The organism is Bradyrhizobium sp. LeoB3, from assembly GCF_055456055.1.
In genome coordinates this window covers 12,237-34,430 of sequence record NZ_JBVBEF010000018.1, presented here as the reverse complement: position 1 = coordinate 34,430, position 22,194 = coordinate 12,237, and the positions used below count along the sequence as shown (strand labels likewise).

The following is a 22,194-nucleotide window of genomic DNA, read 5'->3' as shown; positions in this document are numbered from 1 at the left end:
ATGCGCACCACCCCTTACTTTGAAAGCGGCGCCCGGGAAAGAGCGTTGGAATCAGCCCTGCGGCGTCGGTTGCGCCCAGGGTTCGGCATCAGTGCCGCCTTTGGCCTTGGCCGACACCGGCGCCTCGCCGATCACCTCGACCAGCGCCTTCAACGCGTCCGGAATGCCCTCGCCGGTGGCGGCGGAGACGAGCAGCGGCGTCTTCTTGGCCGCCCGTTTCAGCCGGTCCTTCTGCTTCTTCAATTCGTCCGGCGCGACCGCGTCGATCTTGTTCAGCGCGACGATCTCGATCTTCTCGGCGAGATGGCCCTCATAGGCCTCGAGCTCGGTACGTACCGTCTTGTAGGCCTTGCCGGCATGCTCGCAGGTGGCGTCGATCAGGTGCAACAGCACGCGGCAACGCTCGACATGGCCCAAGAAGCGGTCGCCGAGGCCAGCGCCTTCATGCGCGCCCTCGATCAGCCCGGGGATGTCGGCGAGCACGAATTCGCGGCCCTGCGCGCTCACGACGCCGAGCTGCGGGTGCAGCGTGGTGAAGGGATAGTCCGCGATCTTCGGCTTGGCGGCGCTGACCACGGACAGGAAGGTCGATTTGCCGGCATTCGGCAGTCCGACCAGGCCCGCATCGGCGATCAGTTTCAGGCGGAGCCAGATCCAGCGTTCCTCGCCGGGCAGGCCGGGGTTGGCGTTGCGCGGGGCGCGGTTGGTGGATGATTTGAAATGCGCGTTGCCGAAACCGCCATTGCCCCCCTCGGCCAGCACGAATTTCTCGCCGAGCTTGGTGAAATCGTAGATCAGCGTCTCGCGGTCCTCGTCGAACACCTGGGTTCCCACCGGCACCTTCAGCACGATCGGCTTGCCATTGGCGCCATGGCGGTCCTTGCCCATGCCATTGGTGCCCTTTTGCGCCTTGAAATGCTGCTGGTAGCGGTAGTCGATCAGCGTGTTCAGCCCGTCGACCGCCTCGATGATGACGTCGCCGCCGCGCCCGCCATTGCCGCCGGAGGGCCCGCCGAACTCGATGAACTTCTCGCGCCGGAACGCGACGCAGCCGTTGCCGCCGTCGCCGGAGCGAACATAGACCTTTGCTTCATCGAGGAATTTCATGAGCCTACCATAGCGTTTTCGAGCGAAGTGGATACCGGTTCGCGCGAGAAAACGCGTCGAAACAAAAGGCTAGAGCCACGGTTTACCAAGGCTCTAGGTAAGGCAGCGGCGTTGAGGCGGCAACCCTGAAGCTGGCTGATCGGATAAAAGGCTTAACTGTCAGCCGGTTGCTGGTTCCGTAAAATTACGGCGAAGGTTCAGGCCGCCGGCTGGGCGGCCGCGTTCTCGTCGGCCAGCAGGTGCAACAGCGCACTCTTGATCGCGGCCTGCCGGGTCGGCGCAGTGATCTGCGCGCCCAGGAGGTCGGTGACATAGAACACGTCGCGGGCGCGCTCGCCGAAGGTCGCGACATGGGCGGAGGCGATATTGAGGTTGAGCTTCGAGATCGCGGTGGTGAGCTGGTACAGCAGGCCGGGCCGGTCGAGGCCGGAAACCTCGATCACGGTGTAGCGGTCCGACCACTGGTTGTTGATCGTCACTTCGGGCTCGACGGTGAACGCCTTCACCTTGTTGCCGCTGCTGCGATGGACGGCGCGGCGTGCCATCGCCTCGGGCAGGCGCAATTTGCCTTCCAGCACGTCCTCGATCATCTCGCCGATCCGGGTGGCGCGGCGGCCTTCATCCTCGTCGCGGTCGTATTCGCGGGAGATCGCGATGGTGTCGAGCGCGCGGCCGTCGGTCGTGGTGTAGATCTGGGCGTCGACGATATTGGCGCCAGCGGAAGCGCAGGCGCCGGCGATGATCGACAATAGCCAGGGATGGTCGGTTGCCCAGATCGTCAGTTCGGTGACGCCGCGCGCCTCGTCGAATCCGACATTGATCGCAAGCTTGTGCCCGGCCTGCTCGCTGGCGCGGATGAAGCGCGCCTGACGAATCTTGCGCGGCAGTTCGACCTTGAGCCAGTACGCCGGGTAATGCCGCTCGATATAGGCGTTGAGTTCCGCTTCCGGCCATTCGGTGAAGGCGGCGCGGAATTCGGCCTGCGCCACTGCGATGCGGCGGGCGCGGTTCACTTCCGAGAAGCCGCCGGTCAACACCGGCTCGGTCTCGTAATAGAGCGTGCGCAGGAGTTGCGCCTTCCAGCCGTTCCACACCCCGGGGCCGACGCCGCGGATGTCGGCGGTGGTGAGGATCGTGAGCAGTTTCATCTGCTCGACCGATTGCACGACGGCGGCAAAATTCTCGATCGTCTTGCGGTCGGAGAGGTCGCGCGACTGCGCGACTGTCGACATCGTCAGGTGGTCCTCGATCAGCCATGCGACGAGCTCGGTGTCGGCGTTGCTGAAGCCGAGCCGGGGGCATAGCCGTCGCGCCACCTTCGCGCCGGCGACCGAATGATCCTCGGGCCGGCCTTTGGCGATATCGTGCAAAAGGGTCGCGATATAGAGCACCGGGCGATGCTCGGGGCGGATCTTGCGGAACAGGTCGCTGGCGACAATGAACTCGTCATTGCCGCCGCGCTCGATCTCCTGCAGGAAGCCGATGCAGCGGATCAGATGCTCGTCCACCGTGTAGTGGTGGTACATGTTGAACTGCATCATCGACACGATCTTGCCGAAGGCGCGGATGAAGTGACCGAGCACGCCGGTCTCGTTCATTCGCCGCAGCACGATCTCGGCATTGTCTGAGGTCAGGATCTCCATGAACAGCCGATTGGCTTCCGCGTCTTCGCGAAGCTGTGTGTTCACGAGCTTGAGCGAGCGCGTCACGGTGCGCATCGCGTCGGGATGGAAGGCGAGGTTGTTCTTCTGCGCCAGACGGAAGATGCGGATCAGATTGACCGGATCGTGCTTGAAGACGTCGGGCGCGGCCAGGTTGATGCGGTTGTTGTCGACGATGAAGTCGTCGCTCTCGGGCACGCGCCGCTTGGTGCTGCCGGGCCGCAGGCGCGCCACCATGCGGCTCAGCACCGGCGCCGGCTTCTTCTGCTCTTCCTCCAGCTTGGCGCACAGGATCGCGGTGAGGTCGCCGACGTCCTTGGCGATCAGGAAGTAATGCTTCATGAAGCGCTCGACGTCCTGCATCCCGGGATGCGAGGTGTAGCCGAGCCTGACCGCGATCTCGCGCTGGACGTCGAACGACAGCCGCTCCTCGGCGCGGCCGGCGAAGAAATGGATGTTGCAGCGCACCGACCACAGGAAATCGGCGCAGCGGCGGAAGGTGCGGTATTCCTGCGCGTCGAACACGCCGCGTTCGAGCAATTCATCGGTCTCGCGCACGCGGTAGACATATTTCGCGATCCAGAACAGCGTGTGCAGGTCGCGCAGGCCGCCCTTGCCGTCCTTGACATTGGGCTCGACCAGATAGCGCGACTGTCCGGCGCGGCGGTGCCGCTCCTCGCGCTCGGCCAGCTTGGCGGTGACGAATTCGGCAGCGGTGCCCTGCACGACGTCCTTGTCGAATCGGTCGACCAGTTCGTCATAGAGCGGCCGGTCGCCGGTCAGGAACCGCGTCTCCAGGATGGCGGTGCGGATCGTCATGTCGCCGCGCGCCTGGCGGATCGATTCGTCGACCGACCGCGTGGCGTGGCCGACCTTCAGTCCCATGTCCCACAGGCAATAAAGGATCGCTTCGGCGACCTGCTCGCCCCAGGCGGTCTGCTTGTAGGGCAGGATGAACAACAGATCGATGTCGGATTCCGGCGCCATCAGGCCGCGGCCGTAGCCGCCGGTGGCGACGACCGCCATGCGCTCCTCGCCGGAGGGGATCGGCGAGTGATAGAGATGCTTGGTCGCCGCCGCATAGAGGATGCGGATGATCTCGTCCTGCACGATGCAGAGCCGCTCCGCGCAGCGTCGGCCGTGGCGGTCCTTGAGCAGTACGGCCTGTGCCGTGGCGCGTGCCGCGATCAGTTCCGCCTTGAGCAGTTGCGCCATGGCCGAGCGGAATTGGTCCTCGCGTCCCGCGTGTTTCTCGGCGAGCGCGTCGACCGCGGCGGTGATCCGCGCGGTATCGAAACGGTCATCCACTTCCGGGCGGGGTTCGGCCACGACACTATCCATGGTCTATCCCGATAAAGGACGGCGCCTGTGCTGTCACGGGACATTGTGGCCCCGCGATCACTCTGTGCTGAATTCCAGTTGATTTGGGCAAATTCATTCTCGCGCTGCCGCCTTCAGGATCCGGATTTTCTCATTGACCTTGCGGCCTAACTCATTGAGATGAAATGACGTTTTAACAAGATTTTCCAGTACCTGGAGGCTGAGGATGGTCCGGATTTCACGGCGCATTGTGGCTGCGATGATTGCAGGTTTGGCGCTTGCGCCCGCGGCAAGTTTTGCGGCGGAGCCGCTCAAGGAGATACGCATCGACTGGGCGACCTACAATCCGGTCTCGCTGGTCCTGAAGCAGAAAGGGCTCCTGGAAAAGGAGTTCGCCAAGGACGGCATCAGCATCGTCTGGGTGCAATCCGCCGGCTCCAACAAGGCGCTCGAATTCCTCAACGCGGGATCGATCGATTTGGGTTCGACGGCGGGCTCGGCCGCGCTGGTCGCCAAGATCAACGGCAACCCGATCAAGTCGATCTATGTCTATTCGCGTCCCGAATGGACCGCGCTGGTCACGGGCAAGGATTCCAAGATCGCCTCGGTCGCCGACCTCAAGGGCAAGCGCGTCGCGGTGACCCGCGGTACCGATCCGCACATCTTCCTGGTGCGGGCACTACTTGACGCCGGCCTCTCCGAAAAGGACATCACGCCGGTGCTGCTCCAGCACGCCGACGGCAAGACCGCGCTGATCCGCGGCGATGTCGATGCCTGGGCCGGCCTCGACCCGATGATGGCGCAGGCCGAAGTCGAGGACGGCGCAAAATTGTTCTTCCGCAAGGCGGACGCCAACACCTGGGGCATCCTTAATGTGCGCGAGCAGTTCCTGAAGGACCACCCGGACGTCGTGCGCCGCGTGCTCGCTACTTACGAAGAGGCCCGCAAATATTCGCTGGCGAATTACGACGAGCTGAAGAAGACCTTCATTGCCGTAACCAAGCTGCCGGAGGCCGTGGTCGACAAGCAGCTCAAGGAGCGCACCGAGTTGACCCACAGCCGTGTCGGCGCCCCGCAGCGCGATTCGATCCTCGCCGCAGGGCTCGCGCTGCAGCAGGCCGGCGTGGTCGATGCCAAGGTCGACGTGAAGGCGGTGCTGAATTCGCTGATCGACGACCAAGTCCCTCTGCCGACGAATTGACGATCCGTAGCCCGGGTGGAGCGCAGCGAAACTCGGGCTACGAAGCCTCGACGATTTGAGCTGTCGTCCCGGGCAAGCGAAGCGCGACCCGGGACCCATAACCACGAATGTTCGATGTGGCGCGACGTTGGGGCCCCAGCCCTGCCTTACCACCGGCTCCTGTGGTTATGGATCCCCGCTTTCGCGGTGACGACGTGGGGTGAGACCCACCTTGCAATCCGGCGCGGGAAAGGGTTCTTGCCGTGGCGATGACCATTGAAGTGCCAGTGCTGGAACAACCCGACGCCGCCATGCCGCCTGCGGCGGCGCGGCTGTCGCGTTTTGCCCGGCCCGCGCTCGGGTTACTGCTGCCAGTCGGGCTCGCCCTCGGCTGGGAGCTGGCGGTCTGGCTCGGCTATTCCAACGGCCGATTGGTGCCGCCGCCGACGAAAGTCTTCGCCACGATCGTGGAACTGGCGAAAAGCGGCGAGCTGTCGCGGCACATCATCACGACGCTCTCTCGCGTTGCCGCGGGCTTTGCGCTCGGCGTCGTCGCCGGCACGCTGCTCGGCGCCGTCTCCGGCTATTGGGGACTGGCGCGGCGGCTGCTCGATCCGACCGTGCAGGCGCTGCGGGCGATCCCCTCGATTGCCTGGGTGCCGCTGTTCATCCTCTGGCTCGGCATTTTCGAAACCTCGAAGGTCGCGCTGATCGCGGTCGGCGTGTTCTTCCCGGTCTATCTCGGCGTGATGGGCGCGATCCTCTCGGTCGACCGCAAGATTGTCGAGGTCGGCCGCATCTTCCGCCTCTCGGGCCCGGCGATGATCCGGCGCATCCTGTTGCCGGCGGTTTTGCCGGCTTACGTGGTGGCGCTCCGCGTCGGCCTTGGTCTCGGCTGGATGTTCGTGGTGGCCGCCGAGTTCATGGGCGCCTCCGAGGGGCTCGGCTATCTCCTGATCGACGGCCAGCAGCTCGGCAAGCCGGCGCAGATCGTCGCCGCGATCGTGATCTTCGCGATCCTCGGCAAGACCACCGACTGGCTGATCGAGCTCGCCACCGCGCCGCTCCTGCGCTGGCAGGACGCCTTCGGCCGCGAGCGCGGAGCGGCCTGATGCTCGCGCTTGATAAAGTCGGCAAGACCTATCCCAATGGCGTCCACGCACTGTCGCGCTTCTCTGCCGAGATCAAGCTGGGCGAAATCATCGCCATCATCGGCGGTTCCGGTTGCGGCAAGTCGACACTGCTCCGCGCCATCGCCGGGCTCGATCGCGCGACGTCAGGCACGGTGACGCTCGATGGCGCCACCATCACCGCGCCGCACGCCAAGATCGGCATCATCTTCCAGGAGCCGCGGCTGCTGCCATGGCTCAGCGTCGCCGACAATATCGGCTTTGGCCTGTCAGACCTGCCGGCCGATGCACGGCGTGAAAAGGTGGCGCGCGCGCTGGCCCGTGTCGGCCTCACTGACAAGGCCAATGCCTGGCCGCGCGAGCTTTCCGGCGGGCAGGCGCAGCGGGTGGCGATCGCGCGCGCTTTGGTGCCGCAGCCGGAGGTGCTGTTGCTCGACGAGCCGTTTTCCGCGCTCGACGCCTTCACCCGGCGCGACCTGCAGGATCACTTGCTCGACCTCTGGGCCGACACTCGCCCGACGCTGATCCTGGTGACGCATGACGTCGACGAGGCCGTGGTGCTGGCGGACCGCGTGCTGGTGATGCGGCCGCGGCCGGGCCGGCTGTTCGAGGAGATCGCGATCAACCTGGCGCGGCCGCGCGACCGAAGTTCGGCACATTTCGACAATTTCAAGCGCCGCGTGCTGACGGCGCTCGATCGTTCGCTCGACCGCAACGTGCCTGACAGCGAGGCGGCCGCGAACGCAGGCGAGGCGATGTGGTGGTGACAGCCGTGCGATAAGGCAGTACACCCGGAGGCAGAAAATCCGGGAGAACAACAATGGACGCCACCGAGCTCCGCGCGCTGCAAGCCCCGATCAAGGAACGCTACAAGGCCGACCCCGCCACCGCCGTCATCACGCTGAAAGCCAAAGGCTCGATCGAGAGCGAAGGCATCGCCTGCAAGGTCGAAACCGGCCGCGCGCTCGCGGTCGCGGGCCTCCATCCAGCGACCGGCGGCTCCGGGCTGGAACTCTGCTCCGGCGACATGCTGCTGGAAGCGCTGGTCGCTTGCGCCGGCGTGACCTTGAAATCAGTGGCGACGGCGATCGAAGTGCCGCTCAAGAGCGGCAACGTGTTCGCCGAGGGCGATCTCGATTTCCGCGGCACGCTCGGTGTCGACAAGGAGGCCCCGGTCGGCTTCGCCGAGATCCGCCTGCGCTTCGAGGTCGACACCGACGCGCCGCAGGACAAGCTCGACCTCCTCTTGAAGCTCACAGAACGCTATTGCGTGGTCTACCAGACCATCAGGCACGGCCCGGAGGTCGCGGTCTCGCTGAAGCGGGTGTGATGTCGTTGCTCTTACCTCTCCCATAGGGAGAGGTCGCGCCGAGGCGCGGGTGAGGGGCTCCGCTTCCTCGAGGGACCTGAACCCTCACCCGATTTGCTGCGCAAATCGACCTCTCCCTATGGGAGAGGTGAAAGCGGCCGTCGCTACGGCGATCCTGCAATAAATTCTTCCGCGCCGATGCCCCCCGAATTCATCTTCCTGCTGACGCTGCTATTGCGCATGGCGACTACCGCCGCCTTTGTCGTGACCGCCTCCATCATCACCGAGCGTTCGGGGCCGGTGATCGGCGCGCTGGTGGCAACGCTGCCGATCTCGGCGGGGCCATCCTATGTCTTCCTCGCGCTCGACCATGATGCGGCGTTCATCGCCGAGGGCGCGCTCGCCAGCCTGCCCATCAATGCGGCGACGATCTATCTCGGATTGACCTATGTCGTGTTGGCACAGCGGCACGGCGCGTTGCTCAGCACGACGGCAGCCGTCGCGGTATGGCTCCTGCTCGCGTCCATCTTCCGCCAGTTCCACTGGACGCTGGCCGCGGGGCTGATCGTGAACGTCATCACCTTTGCGATCTGCGTGCCGCTGTTGCAGCGCTACCGCCATGTGAAGAAGATGCCGCTGATCACGCGCCGCTGGTACGACATCCCGCTGCGCGCCTCGCTGGTCGCGACATTGGTCGCGATCGTGGTGACGTCCTCAGGCTGGGTCGGCCCGCAGGTCAGCGGCATCATCGCGCTGTTTCCGGTGGTGTTCACCTCGATGATGCTAATCCTGCATCCGCGCATCGGCGGCCCGCCGACGGCCGCCGTGATCGCCAACGGCGCCTGGGGCCTGATGGGATTTGGAATTGCGATTGCTGTGCTGCATGTCGCCGCGCTGCAGTTCGGTTCGGCGATCGGTCTCAGCTTGGCCCTTGCGACCTGCGTGACCTGGAATCTCGGCCTCTGGTGGCACGGGCGGCGAAGGTTGGTGCGGTGAAGCTGTCATTCCGGGGCGATGCGCAGCATCGAACCCGGAATCTCGAGATTCCGGGTCTGGTCCTGCGGACCATCCCGGAATGACGGTGTTCGATCACGGCTACGGCAGCGTCTACCCCTTCGGCAGTTTCGCCTTCAGTGCGTAGAGCGCTTCCAGCGCCTCGCGCGGGGACATCTCGTCCGGGTGCAGCGCCTTCACGGCTTCCACCAACAGCTCTGCCTCGCTCGGCGGCGCGGCTTCGGCGGCGGCGCGGGAGGGGACAGCGAACAGCGGGAGGTCGTCGACCAAAGCGCGGGCGGTCTGGCCGCGGTCCTGCGCCTCCAGTTTCGCCAGCACGGACTTGGCGCGGCTGATCACCGCCGCCGGCAATCCCGCGAGCTTGGCCACCTGGATGCCGTAGGAGCGGTCAGCCGAGCCCGGCAGCACCTCGTGCAGGAACACGACATTGCCCTGCCATTCCTTCACCCGCACCGTGGCGTTGAACAGCCGCGGCAGTCTTGCCGAGAGCGCGGTGAGCTCGTGATAATGCGTCGCGAACAGCGTGCGGCAGCGGTTGTTCTCATGCAGATGCTCGATCGCGGCCCAGGCGATCGAAAGGCCGTCGAAGGTGGCCGTGCCGCGGCCGATCTCATCCAGGATCACGAGCGAGCGCTCGCTGGCCTGGTTGAGGATCGCCGCCGTCTCGACCATCTCGACCATGAAGGTCGAGCGTCCGCGCGCGAGATCATCAGCCGCGCCGACGCGGGAGAACAGGCGATCGATGATGCCGATCCGCGCTCGTGATGCCGGCACATAGCTGCCGATCTGGGCGAGCAGCGCGATCAGCGCATTCTGGCGCAGGAAGGTCGATTTGCCGGCCATGTTCGGACCGGTGAGCAGCCAGAGCTGTCCGGATTTCTGCGCCGGCCCTGGCGACAGGTCGCAGGCGTTGGCGATGAACGGCTGGCCGTCGCGCTTCAAGGCCTGCTCGACCACCGGATGGCGGCCGCCTTCGATCGCAAAGCCTAGGGAATGATCGACCTCGGGCCGCACATAATTCTCGTCGACCGCGAGCTTTGCCAGCGCGGTCGCGACATCGAGCAGTGCGAAGGCGAGCGCGGCGGCGCGCAGATCGTCGCTTGCGGCGAGTGCCATGGCAGAGAGCCGGTCGAATATCTCGAGCTCGAGATTGAGCGAGCGGTCGCCGGCATTGGCGATCTTGGCTTCGATCTCGCCGAGTTCGGAGGTGGTGAAGCGGACCTGGCCGGCAAGCGTCTGGCGATGGATGAAGGTCGCGTTCAAGGGCGGCGTCATCAATTTGTCGCCGTGCTGCGCGGTCACCTCGACGAAATAGCCGAGCACGTTGTTATGGCGGATCTTGAGCGCCTTGACGCCGGTGTCCTCGGCGTAGCGCGCCTGCATCGAAGCGACGACAAGGCGCGAGGCGTCGCGCAGGTTGCGGCTCTCGTCGAGCGCGACCTCATAGCCTTCGCGGACGAAACCGCCGTCGCGCTTGATCAGCGGCAATTGCTCGGCGAGCGCACGCTCGAACTCATGCGCCAAGTCCCGCGAGGGGCGGCGCAGCGCCTCCATCACGGCCACGATTTCCGCCGGCGGCTGGTCGAGCTGCGCCAGCCGCACCAATGCCTGATCGGCGGCCAGGATGCCGTCGCGGAGCCCAGCGAGATCGCGCGGGCCGCCGCGGCCGACCGACAGCCGCGCCAACGCGCGCGACATGTCCGGCGCCGCGCGTAGCACGCTGCGGATATCCTCACGTGCGGCACTATCGGCGACGAAGGTCGAGATGGCATCGAGCCGCCGCGTGATCGCAGCGCTGTCCGTGAGAGGGGCCGCGAGCCGTTGCGCGAGCAGGCGCGAGCCGGCGGCGGTCACGGTGCAGTCAATCGCATCGAGCAGCGAGCCGCGGCGTTCGCCGGCCAAGGTGCGTGTCAATTCGAGATTGGCGCGCGTCGCCGGGTCGATCGCCATGGTGGTGCCGACCGCCTCGCGCGAGGGCGGCGACAGCGGCGGGCGTTTGCCAACTTGCGTGCGGTCGATATAGGTGACGGCGGCCGCGGCGGCCGTTGCTTCCAATCGCGACATCGCGGCGAGGCCGTCCATGGTCGCGACCGCGAAATAGTCGCACAGCCGCCGCTCGGCGGTGGCGCCGTCGAAGACGTCACGAGTAAGCGGCGTCACCGCCGGCAATTCGCGCAACACTGGCCCGAACTCGACGTCGCTGTAGAGCGCGTCGGTGACGATGGCTTCATTTGGATTGATGCGCGCCAGCGTCGCCGGAAGCTCGGCGACAGAGCACTCCGTTACCATGAATTCGGAAGTCGAAATATCGATCCAGGCCAGCCCGATGCGGTCGCCGCCGGACGAGCCGCGGGCGCGGGCGATCGCGAGCAGGTAATTGTTGGTGCGGGCATCGAGTAGCGTGTCCTCGGTCAGCGTGCCCGGCGTCACCAGCCGCACCACGTCGCGCTTCACCACGCTCTTGTTGCCGCGGGCGCGCGCTGTCGCCGGATCCTCGCTCTGCTCGCACACCGCGACGCGGTGGCCTGCCGCGATCAATCGGTGCAGGTAATCCTCGGCGCGTTCTACCGGCACCCCGCACATCGGGATGTCCATACCCTGATGCTTGCCGCGCTTGGTCAGGACAATGCCGAGTGTCTTTGAAGCGATCTCGGCGTCCTCGAAGAACAGTTCGTAGAAATCGCCCATTCGATAGAACAGGAGCAGGCCCTGATTGGCGGACTTGATTTCGAGGTACTGTTCCATCATCGGCGTGATGCGTGCGGGCGTTTCCGCACTCGGTGTCGCCTCGGATGGAACGGGAATGGGCTGCTGGACGGTCATGAGGGGGCGGAAACTACAAAATTTCGCTCTCCCGTCCCACCGCTTTGCCCCGCGATATTGGGTTTTCCACCCTCTCCACGCCCCCGACCTCATTTCAACGCGGGCGAGGGACGCGTCCGCCTCAATTGACCTCCTGCTAACCCGCTCCTAAAACTCGCCATCAATCCAAGCCTCTAGCGCGCAAGTCCGCGGCAATCAGGGAGAGAAATCAATGCGTGATGTGTATATCTGCGATGCCGTCCGGACCCCGATCGGCCGCTTCGGCGGTTCGCTCGCCAAGGTGCGCACCGACGATCTCGCTGCCACCCCGATCAAGGCGCTGATGGCCAAGCATCCGAACCTAGACTGGTCGCAGGTGGATGAGGTCTTTTTCGGCTGCGCCAACCAGGCCGGCGAGGACAACCGCAATGTTGCGCGCATGGCGCTGCTGCTCGCGGGCATGCCTGATACGGTTCCCGGCCAGACGCTGAACCGGCTTTGCGCCTCCGGTCTCGACGCGGTCGGCGCGGCCGGCCGCGCCATCCGCGCCGGCGAGATCGACTTCGCGATCGCCGGCGGCGTCGAATCGATGACGCGGGCGCCGTTCGTGATGGGCAAGGCGGCGGAAGCGTTCTCGCGCTCGGCCGAAATCTTCGACACCACGATCGGCTGGCGCTTCATCAATCCCCTGATGAAAGCGCAGTATGGCGTCGATGCGATGCCGGAGACCGGCGAGAACGTCGCCGAGGAATTCCAGGTTTCGCGCGCCGACCAGGATGCGTTCGCGATCCGCTCGCAGCAGCGCGCTGGTGCCGCAATCGCGGCCGGCTATTTCGCCGAGGAGATCACCCCGGTCTCCGCGCCGGGTGGCAAGGCGGGCCCCATTACCGTTGACAAGGACGAGCATCCACGTCCGGAGACGACGCTGGAAGGCCTCGCCAAGCTGAAGCCGGTAGTGCGCAACCCCGGCACGGTGACGGCCGGCAACGCCTCGGGCGTCAATGACGGCGCCGCCGCGATGATCCTTGCCTCCGAGGCCGCCGTGAAGAAGCACGGATTGACGCCGCGGGCGCGCATCCTCGGGCTTGCGTCCGCCGCGGTGCCGCCGCGCATCATGGGCATCGGCCCGGTGCCAGCGACGCGCAAATTGATGGAGCGGCTCGGCCTCAAGATCACTGATTTCGATTTGATCGAGCTCAATGAGGCCTTCGCCTCGCAGGGCATAGCCTGCCTGCGCCAGCTCGGGGTCAAGGAGGATGCCGACTTCGTGAACCCGCATGGCGGCGCGATCGCGCTCGGCCATCCCCTCGGCATGAGCGGCGCGCGGCTCGCCTTGACGGCGGTGCATGGCATGGAAAAGCGGGGCGGGAAGCTTGCCTTGGCAACCATGTGCGTCGGCGTCGGCCAGGGCGTCGCGGCGGCGATCGAGAAGCTGAACTGACCTCTCTCCGTCATTGCGAGGAGCGAGCGACGAAGCAATCCATGCCTCCACGAGCGGCGAGATGGATTGCTTCGCTTCGCTCGCAATGACGGGATAGAAAAAGCAAAACACCGCTTTTCCGGATTAGTTATATCCTATAATGATCTGACGGCTGGCTCACCGGCAAGGAGCGCCAGGGAGGAAATCATCATGACCTTGCTCTATCCGCTGCAATCGCTCGCGGCGCACCCGCCGCGGCTGTCGCCGGGCTATCGCTCGACGGTCAAGCGCTCGCCGCAAAAGCCGTTGATCCCGATCCGGCAAACGCTCTCCGAACTGACCGGTCCGGTCTATGGCCACGAAACAGTGCGCGAGAACGATCACGACCTCACCATTCAGCACAAGGGCGAGCCGCTTGGCGAACGCATCATCGTGCACGGCCATGTGCTCGACGAGGACGGCCGCGGCGTGCCCAACGCGTTGGTCGAACTGTGGCAAGCCAATGCCTGCGGCCGCTACGTCCATGTCGTCGACCAGCATCCGGCGCCGCTCGATCCGAACTTCACCGGCGCCGGCCGCGCGCAGACCGACGCGAGCGGCTATTACAGGTTCGTCACCATCAAGCCCGGCGCCTACCCGTGGGGCAATCACCACAACGCCTGGCGCCCGGCCCACATCCATTTCTCGGTGTTCGGCCATGCCTTCATCTCGCGCCTGGTGACGCAGATGTATTTCCCGGGCGATCCCTTGTTTCCGTTCGATCCGATCTTCAACTCGGTGACGGACGAGAAGGCGCGCGCGCGGATGATCTCCTCCTTCGACCTTGAGAACACCCAGCCGGAATGGGCGCTGTGCTACCGCTTCAACATTGTCCTGCGCGGCAGGAACGCGACGCCGATGGAGAATAAACAGTGAGCGAGCAGCGGCCGGACGGCATCACACCATCGCAGACGGTCGGCCCGTATTTCAAATACGGCCTGACGCCGAACGGCGAGTACGCGTGGAGCGACGCCTTCACCAACAACCTGATCACCCCCGACGTTTCCGGCGAGCGCATCCGCGTCGAAGGCACGGTATTCGACGGCGACGGCGCGCCGGTCCCGGACTGCATGCTGGAGATCTGGCAAGCCGACGCGCAGGGCCGGTTCTCCGATCCGCAGGATGCCCGCGCACTGCCCAACAGTTCGTTCAAGGGGTTCGGCCGCGTCGGCACCGATGCCAAGGGCGGCTATTCCTTCGACACCATCAAGCCGGGGCAAGTGCCCGACCCCGACGGCAAGCCGCAGGCGCCGCACATCCTGCTCGCGGTGTATGCGCGCGGCATGCTGCTGCATCTCTACACGCGGATCTATTTCGATGATGAGACGGCCAACACCGAGGACCCCGTGCTGGCGCTGGTGCCGGCCGATCGCCGCGCGACATTGATCGCCAAGCGCAAGGCGGGCGCTGCCAATCCGGCCTATGTGCTCGACATCCACCTGCAGGGCGACAACGAGACCGTGTTCTTCGACGTCTAAGGTCACGCCTCAGCATTCTCTCGTCATGGCCGGGCTTGACCCGGCCATCCATCTCCAATGAGTCGTTTGCGATGATGGATGGATACGCGGGTCAAGCCCGCGTATGACGGCTGGGTTGCGCGGCAGGCCTCACCGCACATTCGGCAAATAGCGCGATCCCTCCTTTCCGAGGAAATCCAGCATCGCCTGCGCCGGCGGCAGCAGGATCTTGTCGGCGCGGCGGATCGCGTGCCATTGGCGCATCACTGGCAGGCCCGCGACCTTGAGCACCACCAGCCGTCCTTCCTCCAACTCGTGGAAGACGGTGTGCTGGGAGATGAAGGCGATGCCGAGCCCGGCCATCACCGCCTGCTTGATGGTCTCGTTGCTGTCCATGGCCATGCCGACCTTGGGCTCGATCCGATGCTTCTGGAGGAACTGCTCCATCAGCAGCCGCGTGCCGGAGCCGTGCTCGCGGGTGATGAAGGTTTCAAAGGCAAGATCGGTCGCGGCGACGCGCTTCTTTCCATTGAGCCGATGATCGGCGGCGGCGATGATCACGTGCGGATGCCTGCCGAGCGGGCGCATCTCGACCTCGATGTCCGCTGGCGGCTGCCCCATCACGGCGATATCGAGATCGTAGCCGCGTAGCGCATCGCGGATGTCCTCGCGATTGCCGATTCTGAGCGTCACGTCGATCTTCGGGAAGCGTTGCGAGAACGCCGCGATCGCGAACGGCACGAAATATTTGGCGGTGCTGACTGCGCCCATCGCGACGCGCCCGCCGTTCTTGCCCGCGATCATGTCGAGCGACTGCTCGCAGTCGGCGAGCGCGGATTCGATACGCTCGACCAGCGCGAGAACGGTGCGGCCGGCATCCGTCAACGCCATGCCTTCAACGGTGCGCTGGATCAGCGGCAGGCCGGCGAGCTCCTGCAGGTTGCGAAGCTGCAGGGTGACCGCCGGCTGGGTGAGGTTGAGCCGGTTGGCCGCGCCCGTGATCGAGCCGGCCGCATGCACGGCGGTCAACGCGCGCAGCTGACGAATGGTGAGGTCGCGCGAGAAATGTCCCGGCATGAGTACCTCCATAAAAAATACTTTGGCCACACTTAAGATATTAAAATTTCACTAATTCTGCAATTCGCGTGTTGATAGTGGCGACAGCGACTCCGCTCCGGAGCCGCTTCAAGCGAAGCCCCGTCGAGAGGGCTCGGTGAACGGGAGAGCGGCCGTGGATCATCTTCCTGCATTGCATGCCTATCTCGACGACGCCGCGCGTCAGGACACCGTCCGCGCCGCAGCCGTGGCGGTGGTCGAGGCGCTGGCAGCGGCCGCGGTCGAACTCGCAGGCATCATCGCCTCGGGCCCGCTGGTCGGCATCACCGGCCGTGACGGTGCGGTCAATCCGGCCGGCGACACCCAAAAGGACATCGATGTTGTCGCAGATCGCCTGATGCGCGACGCCCTGCGCACAGCGCCGGTGGCCGCCGTGCTCTCGGAGGAAGTGGATCTGCCGGAGACGCTTGACGCCGAGGCGCAGCTCTGTGTCGCGATCGATCCGCTCGACGGCTCGGCCAACCTTGCGAACAACATCTCGGTCGGCACCATATTTTCCATCCGGCCCAAGGCGCGCGACATCCTCTCTACCTTCTTCGAGCCCGGCACCGCGCAGATTGCCGCCGGCTGTTTCATCTACGGCCCGCAGACCGTGCTGGTGCTCGCGCTCGACCAGCGCGTCGACGTCTTCACCCTGTATCCGCCGCGGCGCGAATTCGTGCTGACCGGGCGCGGTATCCGGATTCCGCCTGATACGCCGGAGTTCGCGATCAACGCCTCCAATCGCCGGCACTGGAGCGGCGCGGTGCGCGGCTATATCGACGAATGCCTCGCGGGCGCCAATGGCGAACGCGGCCGCGACTTCAACATGCGCTGGATCGGCTCGCTGGTGGCGGAAGCCTACCGCATCCTGGTCCGTGGCGGCGTGTTTCTCTATCCAGCCGATGCGCGCCCGGGCTACCGCGAAGGCCGTCTGCGCCTGCTCTACGAAGCCCACCCGGTGGCGCTGATCATGGAATGGGCTGATGGCGCCGCCTCCAGCGGGCGCGCCCGCATTCTCGAACTTTCGGCGCGGACGCCGCACCAGCGGGTGCCCTTGATCATGGGATCGCCGCGCACCGTGCGCGACATCGATATGATGCACGAGGGCGTCGAGCCGCTGTTCGAAAACGCCGACGCGCCGTTGTTCGCGCGCCGCGGACTGTTTCGCTGAAGGAGGCCGGCATGTCGCGGCGTCACCCCATCATATCGGTCACAGGTTCTTCCGGCGCCGGAACGACATCGGTCAGGAAGACCTTCGAGAACATCTTCCGGCGCGAGAATGTCAGCGCCGCCTATGTCGAAGGCGATGCCTTCCACCGTTACGATCGCGCCGAGATGCGCAGCAAGATGGTCGAGGAGGCCGAGCGCGGCAACAAGCATTTCAGCCATTTCAGCCCCGAAACCAATTTGTTCGAGGAGCTCGAAAAACTGTTCCGCGACTATAGCGAGTCCGGCACCGGGACGACGCGGCACTATGTGCACGACGAGCAGGAGGCGCGGCTCTACGGCGGCGATCCCGGCACTTTCACCAAGTGGGAGTCGTTGCCGGAGAGTTCCGATCTGCTGTTCTATGAGGGCCTGCATGGCGCCGTCGTCACCGAGAAGGTGAATGTTGCCAAATATGCCGACCTCAAGATCGGCGTCGTCCCCGTCATCAATCTCGAATGGATCCAGAAGCTGCATCGCGATCGCAGCCACCGCGGCTATTCCACGGAGGCAGTGACCGACACCATCCTGCGGCGCATGCCTGATTATGTGAACTACATCTGCCCGCAGTTCACCGAGACCGACATCAACTTCCAGCGCGTGCCGACGGTCGACACGTCGAACCCGTTCATCGCGCGCTGGATCCCGACGCCGGACGAATCGATGGTCGTGATCCGGCTGAAGAATCCGCGTGGCATCGATTTTCCCTATCTGCTCTCGATGATCCCGCACAGCTTTATGTCGCGCGCCAATTCGATCGTGATCCACGGCGCCAAACTCGACCTGGCGATGCAGCTCATCCTCACCCCGCTGATTCTGCAACTGATGGAACGAAAGAGGCGAACGATATGACCGCACTTGCGTCTGTGGCCAGCCGCACCCAAGTCAGCCATGCCGAGATGGCGAACGCCCTCCGCTTCCTCGCCATCGATGCCGTGGAGAAGGCGAAGTCCGGGCATCCCGGCATGCCGATGGGCATGGCCGATGTCGCGACCGTGCTGTTTTCGCGCTTCCTCAAATTCGACCCCGATGACCCGGCCTGGCCCGACCGCGACCGTTTCGTGCTCTCGGCCGGCCATGGCTCGATGCTGCTCTACGCGCTGCTGCATCTGACCGGCTATGAAGGCGTCACGCTGGATCAGCTCAAGGCCTTCCGCCAGTGGGGATCGGCGACTCCAGGCCATCCCGAATATGGCCACACGCCCGGCGTGGAGACGACGACCGGCCCGCTCGGGCAGGGCATCGCGACCGCCGTCGGCATGGCGCTCGCCGAGCGATTGATGAATGCGCGGTTCGGCGACGAACTCGTCGACCACTTCACCTATGTCATCGCCGGCGATGGCTGCCTGATGGAAGGCATCAGCCACGAGGCGATCTCGCTCGCCGGGCATTTGCGGTTGAACCGGCTGATCGTGCTGTTCGACGACAACCGGATCTCGATCGATGGCGCGACGTCACTGTCCTGTTCCGACCATCAGCTCGCGCGTTTCAGGGCCTCCGGCTGGTCGGCCTGCCGGATCGACGGCCATGATCCGCAAGCGGTTGCGAGGGCGATCGATGAAGCCAGGAAGAGTGACCTGCCGTCGCTGATCGCCTGCCAGACAGTGATCGGCTTCGGCGCGCCGAACCGGGAAGGCAGCGAGAAGGTTCACGGTGCACCGCTCGGATCGGACGAGGTCGCCAAAACGCGGGCAGCGCTCGATTGGCGCTACCAGCCATTTGAAGTTCCGCCAGCCGTGCTTGCCGAATGGCGCGAGATCGGCGCACGCGGCCGGGCGGCGCGCCGCGCCTGGATCGAGCGTTCACGGAGCGCCTGCAACGGCGGCGGGAGGTCGCCGTTCCACGATGCGCTGAACAAAAAGCTGCCCGGCGCCTATACCGAGGCGATGGCGAAGCTGAAGGAGCGTTTCGCGGCCGAGCGTCCCAAGCTTGCGACACGGCAGGCGTCGCAGCAGGTGATCGATGTGATCGCCGAAGCGCTGCCGAACCTGCTCGGCGGCTCGGCCGACCTGACGCACTCCAATCTCACGCTGGCGAAATCACAGGTGCCAGTGCGGTCGGGCTGGCTGCACGGCAGCTATATCCATTATGGCGTCCGCGAGCATGCCATGGCGGCGGCGATGAACGGCATCGCGTTGCACGGCGGCTTCGTCCCCTACGGCGGAACATTCCTCGCGTTCGCCGACTATAGCCGCCCCGCGATCCGGCTCGCCGCGCTGATGGGCGTCCGCGTCATCCACGTCATGACGCACGATTCGATCGGGCTGGGCGAGGACGGTCCGACGCACCAGCCGGTCGAGCATCTCGCTGCGCTCCGTGCGATCCCCAATCTCCTGGTGTTTCGCCCCGCCGATCCGATCGAGACCGCGGAAGCCTGGGACTGCGCGCTGAAGGCCGAAACCTCGCCGTCGATCCTGTGCCTGTCGCGGCAGGCGCTGACCGCTTTTCGCGATGTTACTGATACCAACCACGTCGCGCTTGGCGCCTATGTGACGATCGAGCCGGATGGAGGCCGTGACGTCACGCTGATTGCAACCGGCTCAGAAGTCTCGATCGCGCTCGAAGCGGCCAAGCTGCTCGGAAGTGAGAATGTCCGTGCCGCCGTCGTTTCCGCCCCGTGCTTCGATCTGTTCCGGAAGCAGCCGCGCGACTACCAGGCCAAGGTGCTGGGCGATGCGCCACGTGTCGGCGTCGAGGCCGCGATCGAGGGCGATTGGGCGCGCTGGCTCGGCGATGATGGCGAGTTCGTCGGCATGAACGGTTTCGGCGCCTCCGCGCCCGCTGATGTGCTCTACCGCGAGTTCGGCATTACGCCGGCCGCCGTCGCGGCTGCGGCCAGGCGCGTGATCCAGCACGCAAGCGAAAGGAAATAAGCATGGCGCGTATAACCTTGAGGCAACTGCTGGATCATGCCGCCGAGCGCCGCTACGGCGTGCCCGCTTTCAACATCAACAATATGGAACAGGGCCTTGCGATCATGGAGGCGGCGTCTGCCTGCGATGCGCCCGTCATCATCCAGGCCTCACGCGGCGCGCGCGCCTATACGGGTGACATCATGCTGTCGAAGATGATCGATGCGCTCGAGGAGATGTATCCGGACGTGCCGCTGTGCCTGCATCTCGATCATGGCAACGAGGAATCCACCTGCGCCACCGCGATCCGCTATGGCTTCACATCGGTGATGATGGACGGCTCGCTGAAGGCCGATGCCAAGACGGCAGCCGATTATGACTACAACGTCAACATTACCCGCCGCGTCGTCGACATCGCGCATTGGGTCGGCGCCTCCGTCGAGGGCGAGCTCGGCGTGCTCGGCTCGCTCGAGCATGGCGGCGGTGAGCAGGAAGACGGCCATGGCGTCGAAGGCAAGGTCAGCCATGACCAGCTCCTCACCGATCCGGGCCAGGCGGTCGATTTCGTCCGCGCTACCAAGGTGGATGCGCTCGCGATCGCAATGGGCACCTCGCATGGTGCCTACAAGTTCACGCGGCGGCCCGACGGCGACATCCTCGCGATGCGCGTGGTGGAGGAGATACATCAGCGGCTACCGAATACGCATCTGGTGATGCACGGCTCGTCCTCGGTGCCGCAGCCATTGCAGGACATGTTCAACCAGTTCGGCGGCGAGATGCCGCAGACCTGGGGCGTGCCGGTCGAGGAGATCGTCCGCGGCATCAAGCACGGCGTCCGCAAGGTCAATATCGATACCGATTGCCGGCTCGCGATGGCCGCGGCCTTCCGCAAGGTCGCTACCCAATCGAAAAGCGAATTCGATCCGCGCAAGTTTTTGAAACCGGCGATGGAAGCCTTGCGCGACCTCTGCCGCGACCGCTTCGAGCAGTTCGGCACGGCGGGCAATGCCGCAAAGATCAAGGTGATTCCGCTGTCCGAGATGGCGAGGCGCTACCGCGCCGGCGCGCTCGATCCGCAAATTGGGGCGATGACCGAAGCAGCGTGAGGGGCACGCCGGAACAATTTCAGGAGGACCATATGAACATGCAGTCGATGACCCTGCGCGGCAAGGATCGCTACAAATCCGGCGTGATGGAATACAAGCGCATGGGCTATTGGGAGCCCGACTACCAGCCGAAGGACACCGACGTCATCGCGCTGTTCCGCGTCACCCCGCAGGACGGCGTCGATCCGACCGAAGCCTGCGCGGCGGTAGCAGGCGAATCCTCCACCGCGACCTGGACCGTGGTGTGGACCGATCGTCTGACGGCGGCGGAAAAATATCGCGCGAAATGCTATCGCGTCGATCCGGTGCCGGGTTCGCCAGGCAGCTATTTCGCCTACATCGCCTATGACCTCGATCTGTTCGAGCCGGGCTCGATCGCGAACCTCACTGCCTCGATCATCGGCAACGTCTTCGGCTTCAAGCCGCTGAAGGCGCTGCGGCTCGAGGACATGCGGCTTCCGGTTGCCTATGTGAAGACGTTCCAGGGCCCGGCGACCGGCATCGTGGTCGAGCGCGAGCGGCTCGACAAGTTCGGGCGTCCCTTGCTCGGCGCGACTGTGAAGCCGAAGCTCGGCCTCTCCGGCCGCAACTACGGCCGCGTCGTCTACGAGGCGCTGAAGGGTGGACTCGATTTCACCAAGGACGACGAAAACATCAACTCGCAGCCCTTCATGCACTGGCGCGAGCGCTTCCTCTACTGCATGGAGGCGGTCAACCGCGCGCAGGCCGCGACCGGCGAGATCAAGGGCACCTATCTCAACGTCACCGCGGCGACCATGGAGGACATGTACGAGCGCGCCGATTTCGCCCGCGAACTCGGCTCGACCATCGTCATGATCGATCTTGTGATCGGCTACACCGCGATCCAGTCGATGGCGAAATGGGCGCGCAAGAACGACATGATCCTGCATCTGCACCGCGCCGGCCATTCCACCTACACCCGGCAACGGTCGCATGGCGTCTCGTTCCGCGTCATCGCAAAATGGATGCGGCTCGCGGGCGTGGATCATATTCACGCCGGCACTGTGGTCGGCAAGCTCGAGGGCGATCCGAACACCACGCGCGGCTACTACGATATCTGCCGCGAAGACTTCAATCCGATGCAACTCGAGCACGGCGTGTTCTTCGACCAGAATTGGGCCAGCCTCAACAAGCTGATGCCGGTGGCGTCGGGCGGTATCCATGCCGGCCAGATGCATCAGCTGCTCGACCTCCTGGGCGAGGACGTCGTGCTGCAGTTCGGCGGCGGCACCATTGGTCACCCGCAGGGCATCCAGGCGGGTGCCACCGCCAACCGCGTCGCGCTGGAAGCGATGATCCTCGCCCGCAACGAGGGGCGCGACTACGTCCATGAAGGTCCAGAGATCCTGGCCAAGGCGGCGCAAAGCTGCACGCCGCTGCGCGAGGCGCTCGAGGTCTGGAAGGACGTCACCTTCAACTATGAATCGACCGATGCGCCGGACTTCGTTCCGACGCCGAGCGTCGCGGTCTGA

The 22,194-nt window shown here is 65.0% G+C and carries 17 protein-coding genes; 13 read left to right on the top strand and 4 right to left on the bottom strand.

Annotated features, from left to right (window positions below; all coding sequences use genetic code 11):
* Positions 1-51 precede the first annotated feature (51 nt).
* The gene (gene obgE / locus ACZXDY_RS15005; RefSeq protein WP_464346021.1) at positions 52-1,107 is read right to left on the bottom strand and encodes a GTPase ObgE; all 1,056 of its coding nucleotides are present in this window, start codon (positions 1,105-1,107) and stop codon (positions 52-54) included.
* Positions 1,108-1,304: 197 nt separating this feature from the next.
* Positions 1,305-4,109, bottom strand: a complete 2,805-nt coding sequence (locus ACZXDY_RS15000; RefSeq protein ID WP_028166272.1) for a [protein-PII] uridylyltransferase — start codon at positions 4,107-4,109, stop codon at positions 1,305-1,307.
* A 205-nt stretch (positions 4,110-4,314) separates the two neighbouring features.
* On the opposite strand from ACZXDY_RS15000, the gene ACZXDY_RS14995 reads away from it, so the two are divergent.
* The 5 genes from ACZXDY_RS14995 (at position 4,315) to ACZXDY_RS14975 (ending at position 8,703) form a co-directional block, all read left to right on the top strand.
* Positions 4,315-5,289 (top strand): aliphatic sulfonate ABC transporter substrate-binding protein, encoded by a 975-nt coding sequence (locus ACZXDY_RS14995; RefSeq protein WP_464346020.1) that lies wholly within the window; start codon positions 4,315-4,317, stop codon positions 5,287-5,289.
* A gap of 248 nt (positions 5,290-5,537) precedes the next feature.
* Positions 5,538-6,380, top strand: coding sequence for an ABC transporter permease (locus ACZXDY_RS14990; RefSeq protein ID WP_464346057.1), 843 nt, complete (start codon positions 5,538-5,540; stop codon positions 6,378-6,380).
* Positions 6,380-7,165, top strand: a complete 786-nt coding sequence (locus ACZXDY_RS14985) for an ABC transporter ATP-binding protein (protein ID WP_464346019.1) — start codon at positions 6,380-6,382, stop codon at positions 7,163-7,165. The genes ACZXDY_RS14990 and ACZXDY_RS14985 overlap by 1 nt, the downstream gene beginning before the upstream one ends.
* 53 nt (positions 7,166-7,218) lie before the next feature.
* Positions 7,219-7,728, top strand: coding sequence for an OsmC family protein (locus tag ACZXDY_RS14980; protein ID WP_464346018.1), 510 nt, complete (start codon positions 7,219-7,221; stop codon positions 7,726-7,728).
* A 177-nt stretch (positions 7,729-7,905) separates the two neighbouring features.
* On the top strand, positions 7,906-8,703 hold the full coding sequence (locus ACZXDY_RS14975) for a hypothetical protein (protein ID WP_464346017.1): 798 nt from the start codon (positions 7,906-7,908) through the stop codon (positions 8,701-8,703).
* A gap of 111 nt (positions 8,704-8,814) precedes the next feature.
* Here the strand turns inward: ACZXDY_RS14975 and mutS are convergent, their stop codons facing one another.
* Complete coding sequence (gene mutS / locus ACZXDY_RS14970) at positions 8,815-11,544, bottom strand: DNA mismatch repair protein MutS (RefSeq protein WP_464346016.1); 2,730 nt, start codon at positions 11,542-11,544, stop codon at positions 8,815-8,817.
* A gap of 211 nt (positions 11,545-11,755) precedes the next feature.
* Between mutS and pcaF the strand changes: the two genes are divergently transcribed.
* The 3 genes from pcaF to pcaG all read left to right on the top strand — a co-directional run bounded on the left by pcaF (position 11,756) and on the right by pcaG (position 14,460).
* On the top strand, positions 11,756-12,964 hold the full coding sequence (gene pcaF, locus ACZXDY_RS14965) for a 3-oxoadipyl-CoA thiolase (RefSeq protein WP_027580801.1): 1,209 nt from the start codon (positions 11,756-11,758) through the stop codon (positions 12,962-12,964).
* Between the two features lie 189 nt (positions 12,965-13,153).
* Positions 13,154-13,858, top strand: coding sequence for a protocatechuate 3,4-dioxygenase subunit beta (gene pcaH / locus ACZXDY_RS14960; RefSeq protein WP_464346015.1), 705 nt, complete (start codon positions 13,154-13,156; stop codon positions 13,856-13,858).
* Complete coding sequence (pcaG, locus tag ACZXDY_RS14955) at positions 13,855-14,460, top strand: protocatechuate 3,4-dioxygenase subunit alpha (RefSeq protein WP_464346014.1); 606 nt, start codon at positions 13,855-13,857, stop codon at positions 14,458-14,460. Before pcaH ends, pcaG begins: the two co-directional genes overlap by 4 nt.
* 129 nt (positions 14,461-14,589) lie before the next feature.
* On the opposite strand, the gene ACZXDY_RS14950 is transcribed toward pcaG, so the two are convergent.
* A complete protein-coding gene (locus tag ACZXDY_RS14950; protein WP_028167990.1) occupies positions 14,590-15,516 on the bottom strand; it encodes a LysR family transcriptional regulator in 927 nt (308 codons plus the stop codon).
* A gap of 154 nt (positions 15,517-15,670) precedes the next feature.
* Here ACZXDY_RS14950 and ACZXDY_RS14945 point away from each other — a divergent pair, with 154 nt between their 5' ends.
* Genes ACZXDY_RS14945 through ACZXDY_RS14925 form a run of 5 tightly spaced genes read left to right on the top strand, consistent with a single transcriptional unit; the run spans position 15,671 to position 22,194 of the window.
* A complete protein-coding gene (locus tag ACZXDY_RS14945) occupies positions 15,671-16,708 on the top strand; it encodes a class 1 fructose-bisphosphatase (protein WP_464346013.1) in 1,038 nt (345 codons plus the stop codon).
* An 11-nt stretch (positions 16,709-16,719) separates the two neighbouring features.
* Complete coding sequence (locus tag ACZXDY_RS14940; RefSeq protein WP_130225367.1) at positions 16,720-17,595, top strand: phosphoribulokinase; 876 nt, start codon at positions 16,720-16,722, stop codon at positions 17,593-17,595.
* Positions 17,592-19,616: a transketolase gene (gene tkt / locus ACZXDY_RS14935; RefSeq protein WP_464346012.1), complete on the top strand. Its 2,025-nt coding sequence runs from the start codon at positions 17,592-17,594 to the stop codon at positions 19,614-19,616. The genes ACZXDY_RS14940 and tkt overlap by 4 nt, the downstream gene beginning before the upstream one ends.
* A 2-nt stretch (positions 19,617-19,618) precedes the next feature.
* A complete protein-coding gene (gene fba, locus ACZXDY_RS14930; protein ID WP_464346011.1) occupies positions 19,619-20,701 on the top strand; it encodes a class II fructose-bisphosphate aldolase in 1,083 nt (360 codons plus the stop codon).
* A gap of 32 nt (positions 20,702-20,733) precedes the next feature.
* Positions 20,734-22,194 (top strand): form I ribulose bisphosphate carboxylase large subunit, encoded by a 1,461-nt coding sequence (locus ACZXDY_RS14925; protein ID WP_464346010.1) that lies wholly within the window; start codon positions 20,734-20,736, stop codon positions 22,192-22,194.

Excerpts from the sequence above, each read along its gene's own strand:
- obgE (WP_464346021.1), bottom strand. The coding sequence starts at position 1,107 with ATGAAATTCCTCGATGAAGCAAAGGTCTATGTTCGCTCCGGCGACGGC.
- ACZXDY_RS15000 (WP_028166272.1), bottom strand. The coding sequence starts at position 4,109 with ATGGATAGTGTCGTGGCCGAACCCCGCCCGGAAGTGGATGACCGTTTC.
- ACZXDY_RS14995 (WP_464346020.1), top strand. The coding sequence starts at position 4,315 with ATGGTCCGGATTTCACGGCGCATTGTGGCTGCGATGATTGCAGGTTTG.
- ACZXDY_RS14990 (WP_464346057.1), top strand. The coding sequence starts at position 5,538 with ATGACCATTGAAGTGCCAGTGCTGGAACAACCCGACGCCGCCATGCCG.
- ACZXDY_RS14985 (WP_464346019.1), top strand. The coding sequence starts at position 6,380 with ATGCTCGCGCTTGATAAAGTCGGCAAGACCTATCCCAATGGCGTCCAC.
- ACZXDY_RS14980 (WP_464346018.1), top strand. The coding sequence starts at position 7,219 with ATGGACGCCACCGAGCTCCGCGCGCTGCAAGCCCCGATCAAGGAACGC.
- ACZXDY_RS14975 (WP_464346017.1), top strand. The coding sequence starts at position 7,906 with ATGCCCCCCGAATTCATCTTCCTGCTGACGCTGCTATTGCGCATGGCG.
- mutS (WP_464346016.1), bottom strand. The coding sequence starts at position 11,544 with ATGACCGTCCAGCAGCCCATTCCCGTTCCATCCGAGGCGACACCGAGT.
- pcaF (WP_027580801.1), top strand. The coding sequence starts at position 11,756 with ATGCGTGATGTGTATATCTGCGATGCCGTCCGGACCCCGATCGGCCGC.
- pcaH (WP_464346015.1), top strand. The coding sequence starts at position 13,154 with ATGACCTTGCTCTATCCGCTGCAATCGCTCGCGGCGCACCCGCCGCGG.
- ACZXDY_RS14950 (WP_028167990.1), bottom strand. The coding sequence starts at position 15,516 with ATGCCGGGACATTTCTCGCGCGACCTCACCATTCGTCAGCTGCGCGCG.
- ACZXDY_RS14940 (WP_130225367.1), top strand. The coding sequence starts at position 16,720 with ATGTCGCGGCGTCACCCCATCATATCGGTCACAGGTTCTTCCGGCGCC.
- tkt (WP_464346012.1), top strand. The coding sequence starts at position 17,592 with ATGACCGCACTTGCGTCTGTGGCCAGCCGCACCCAAGTCAGCCATGCC.
- fba (WP_464346011.1), top strand. The coding sequence starts at position 19,619 with ATGGCGCGTATAACCTTGAGGCAACTGCTGGATCATGCCGCCGAGCGC.
- ACZXDY_RS14925 (WP_464346010.1), top strand. The coding sequence starts at position 20,734 with ATGAACATGCAGTCGATGACCCTGCGCGGCAAGGATCGCTACAAATCC.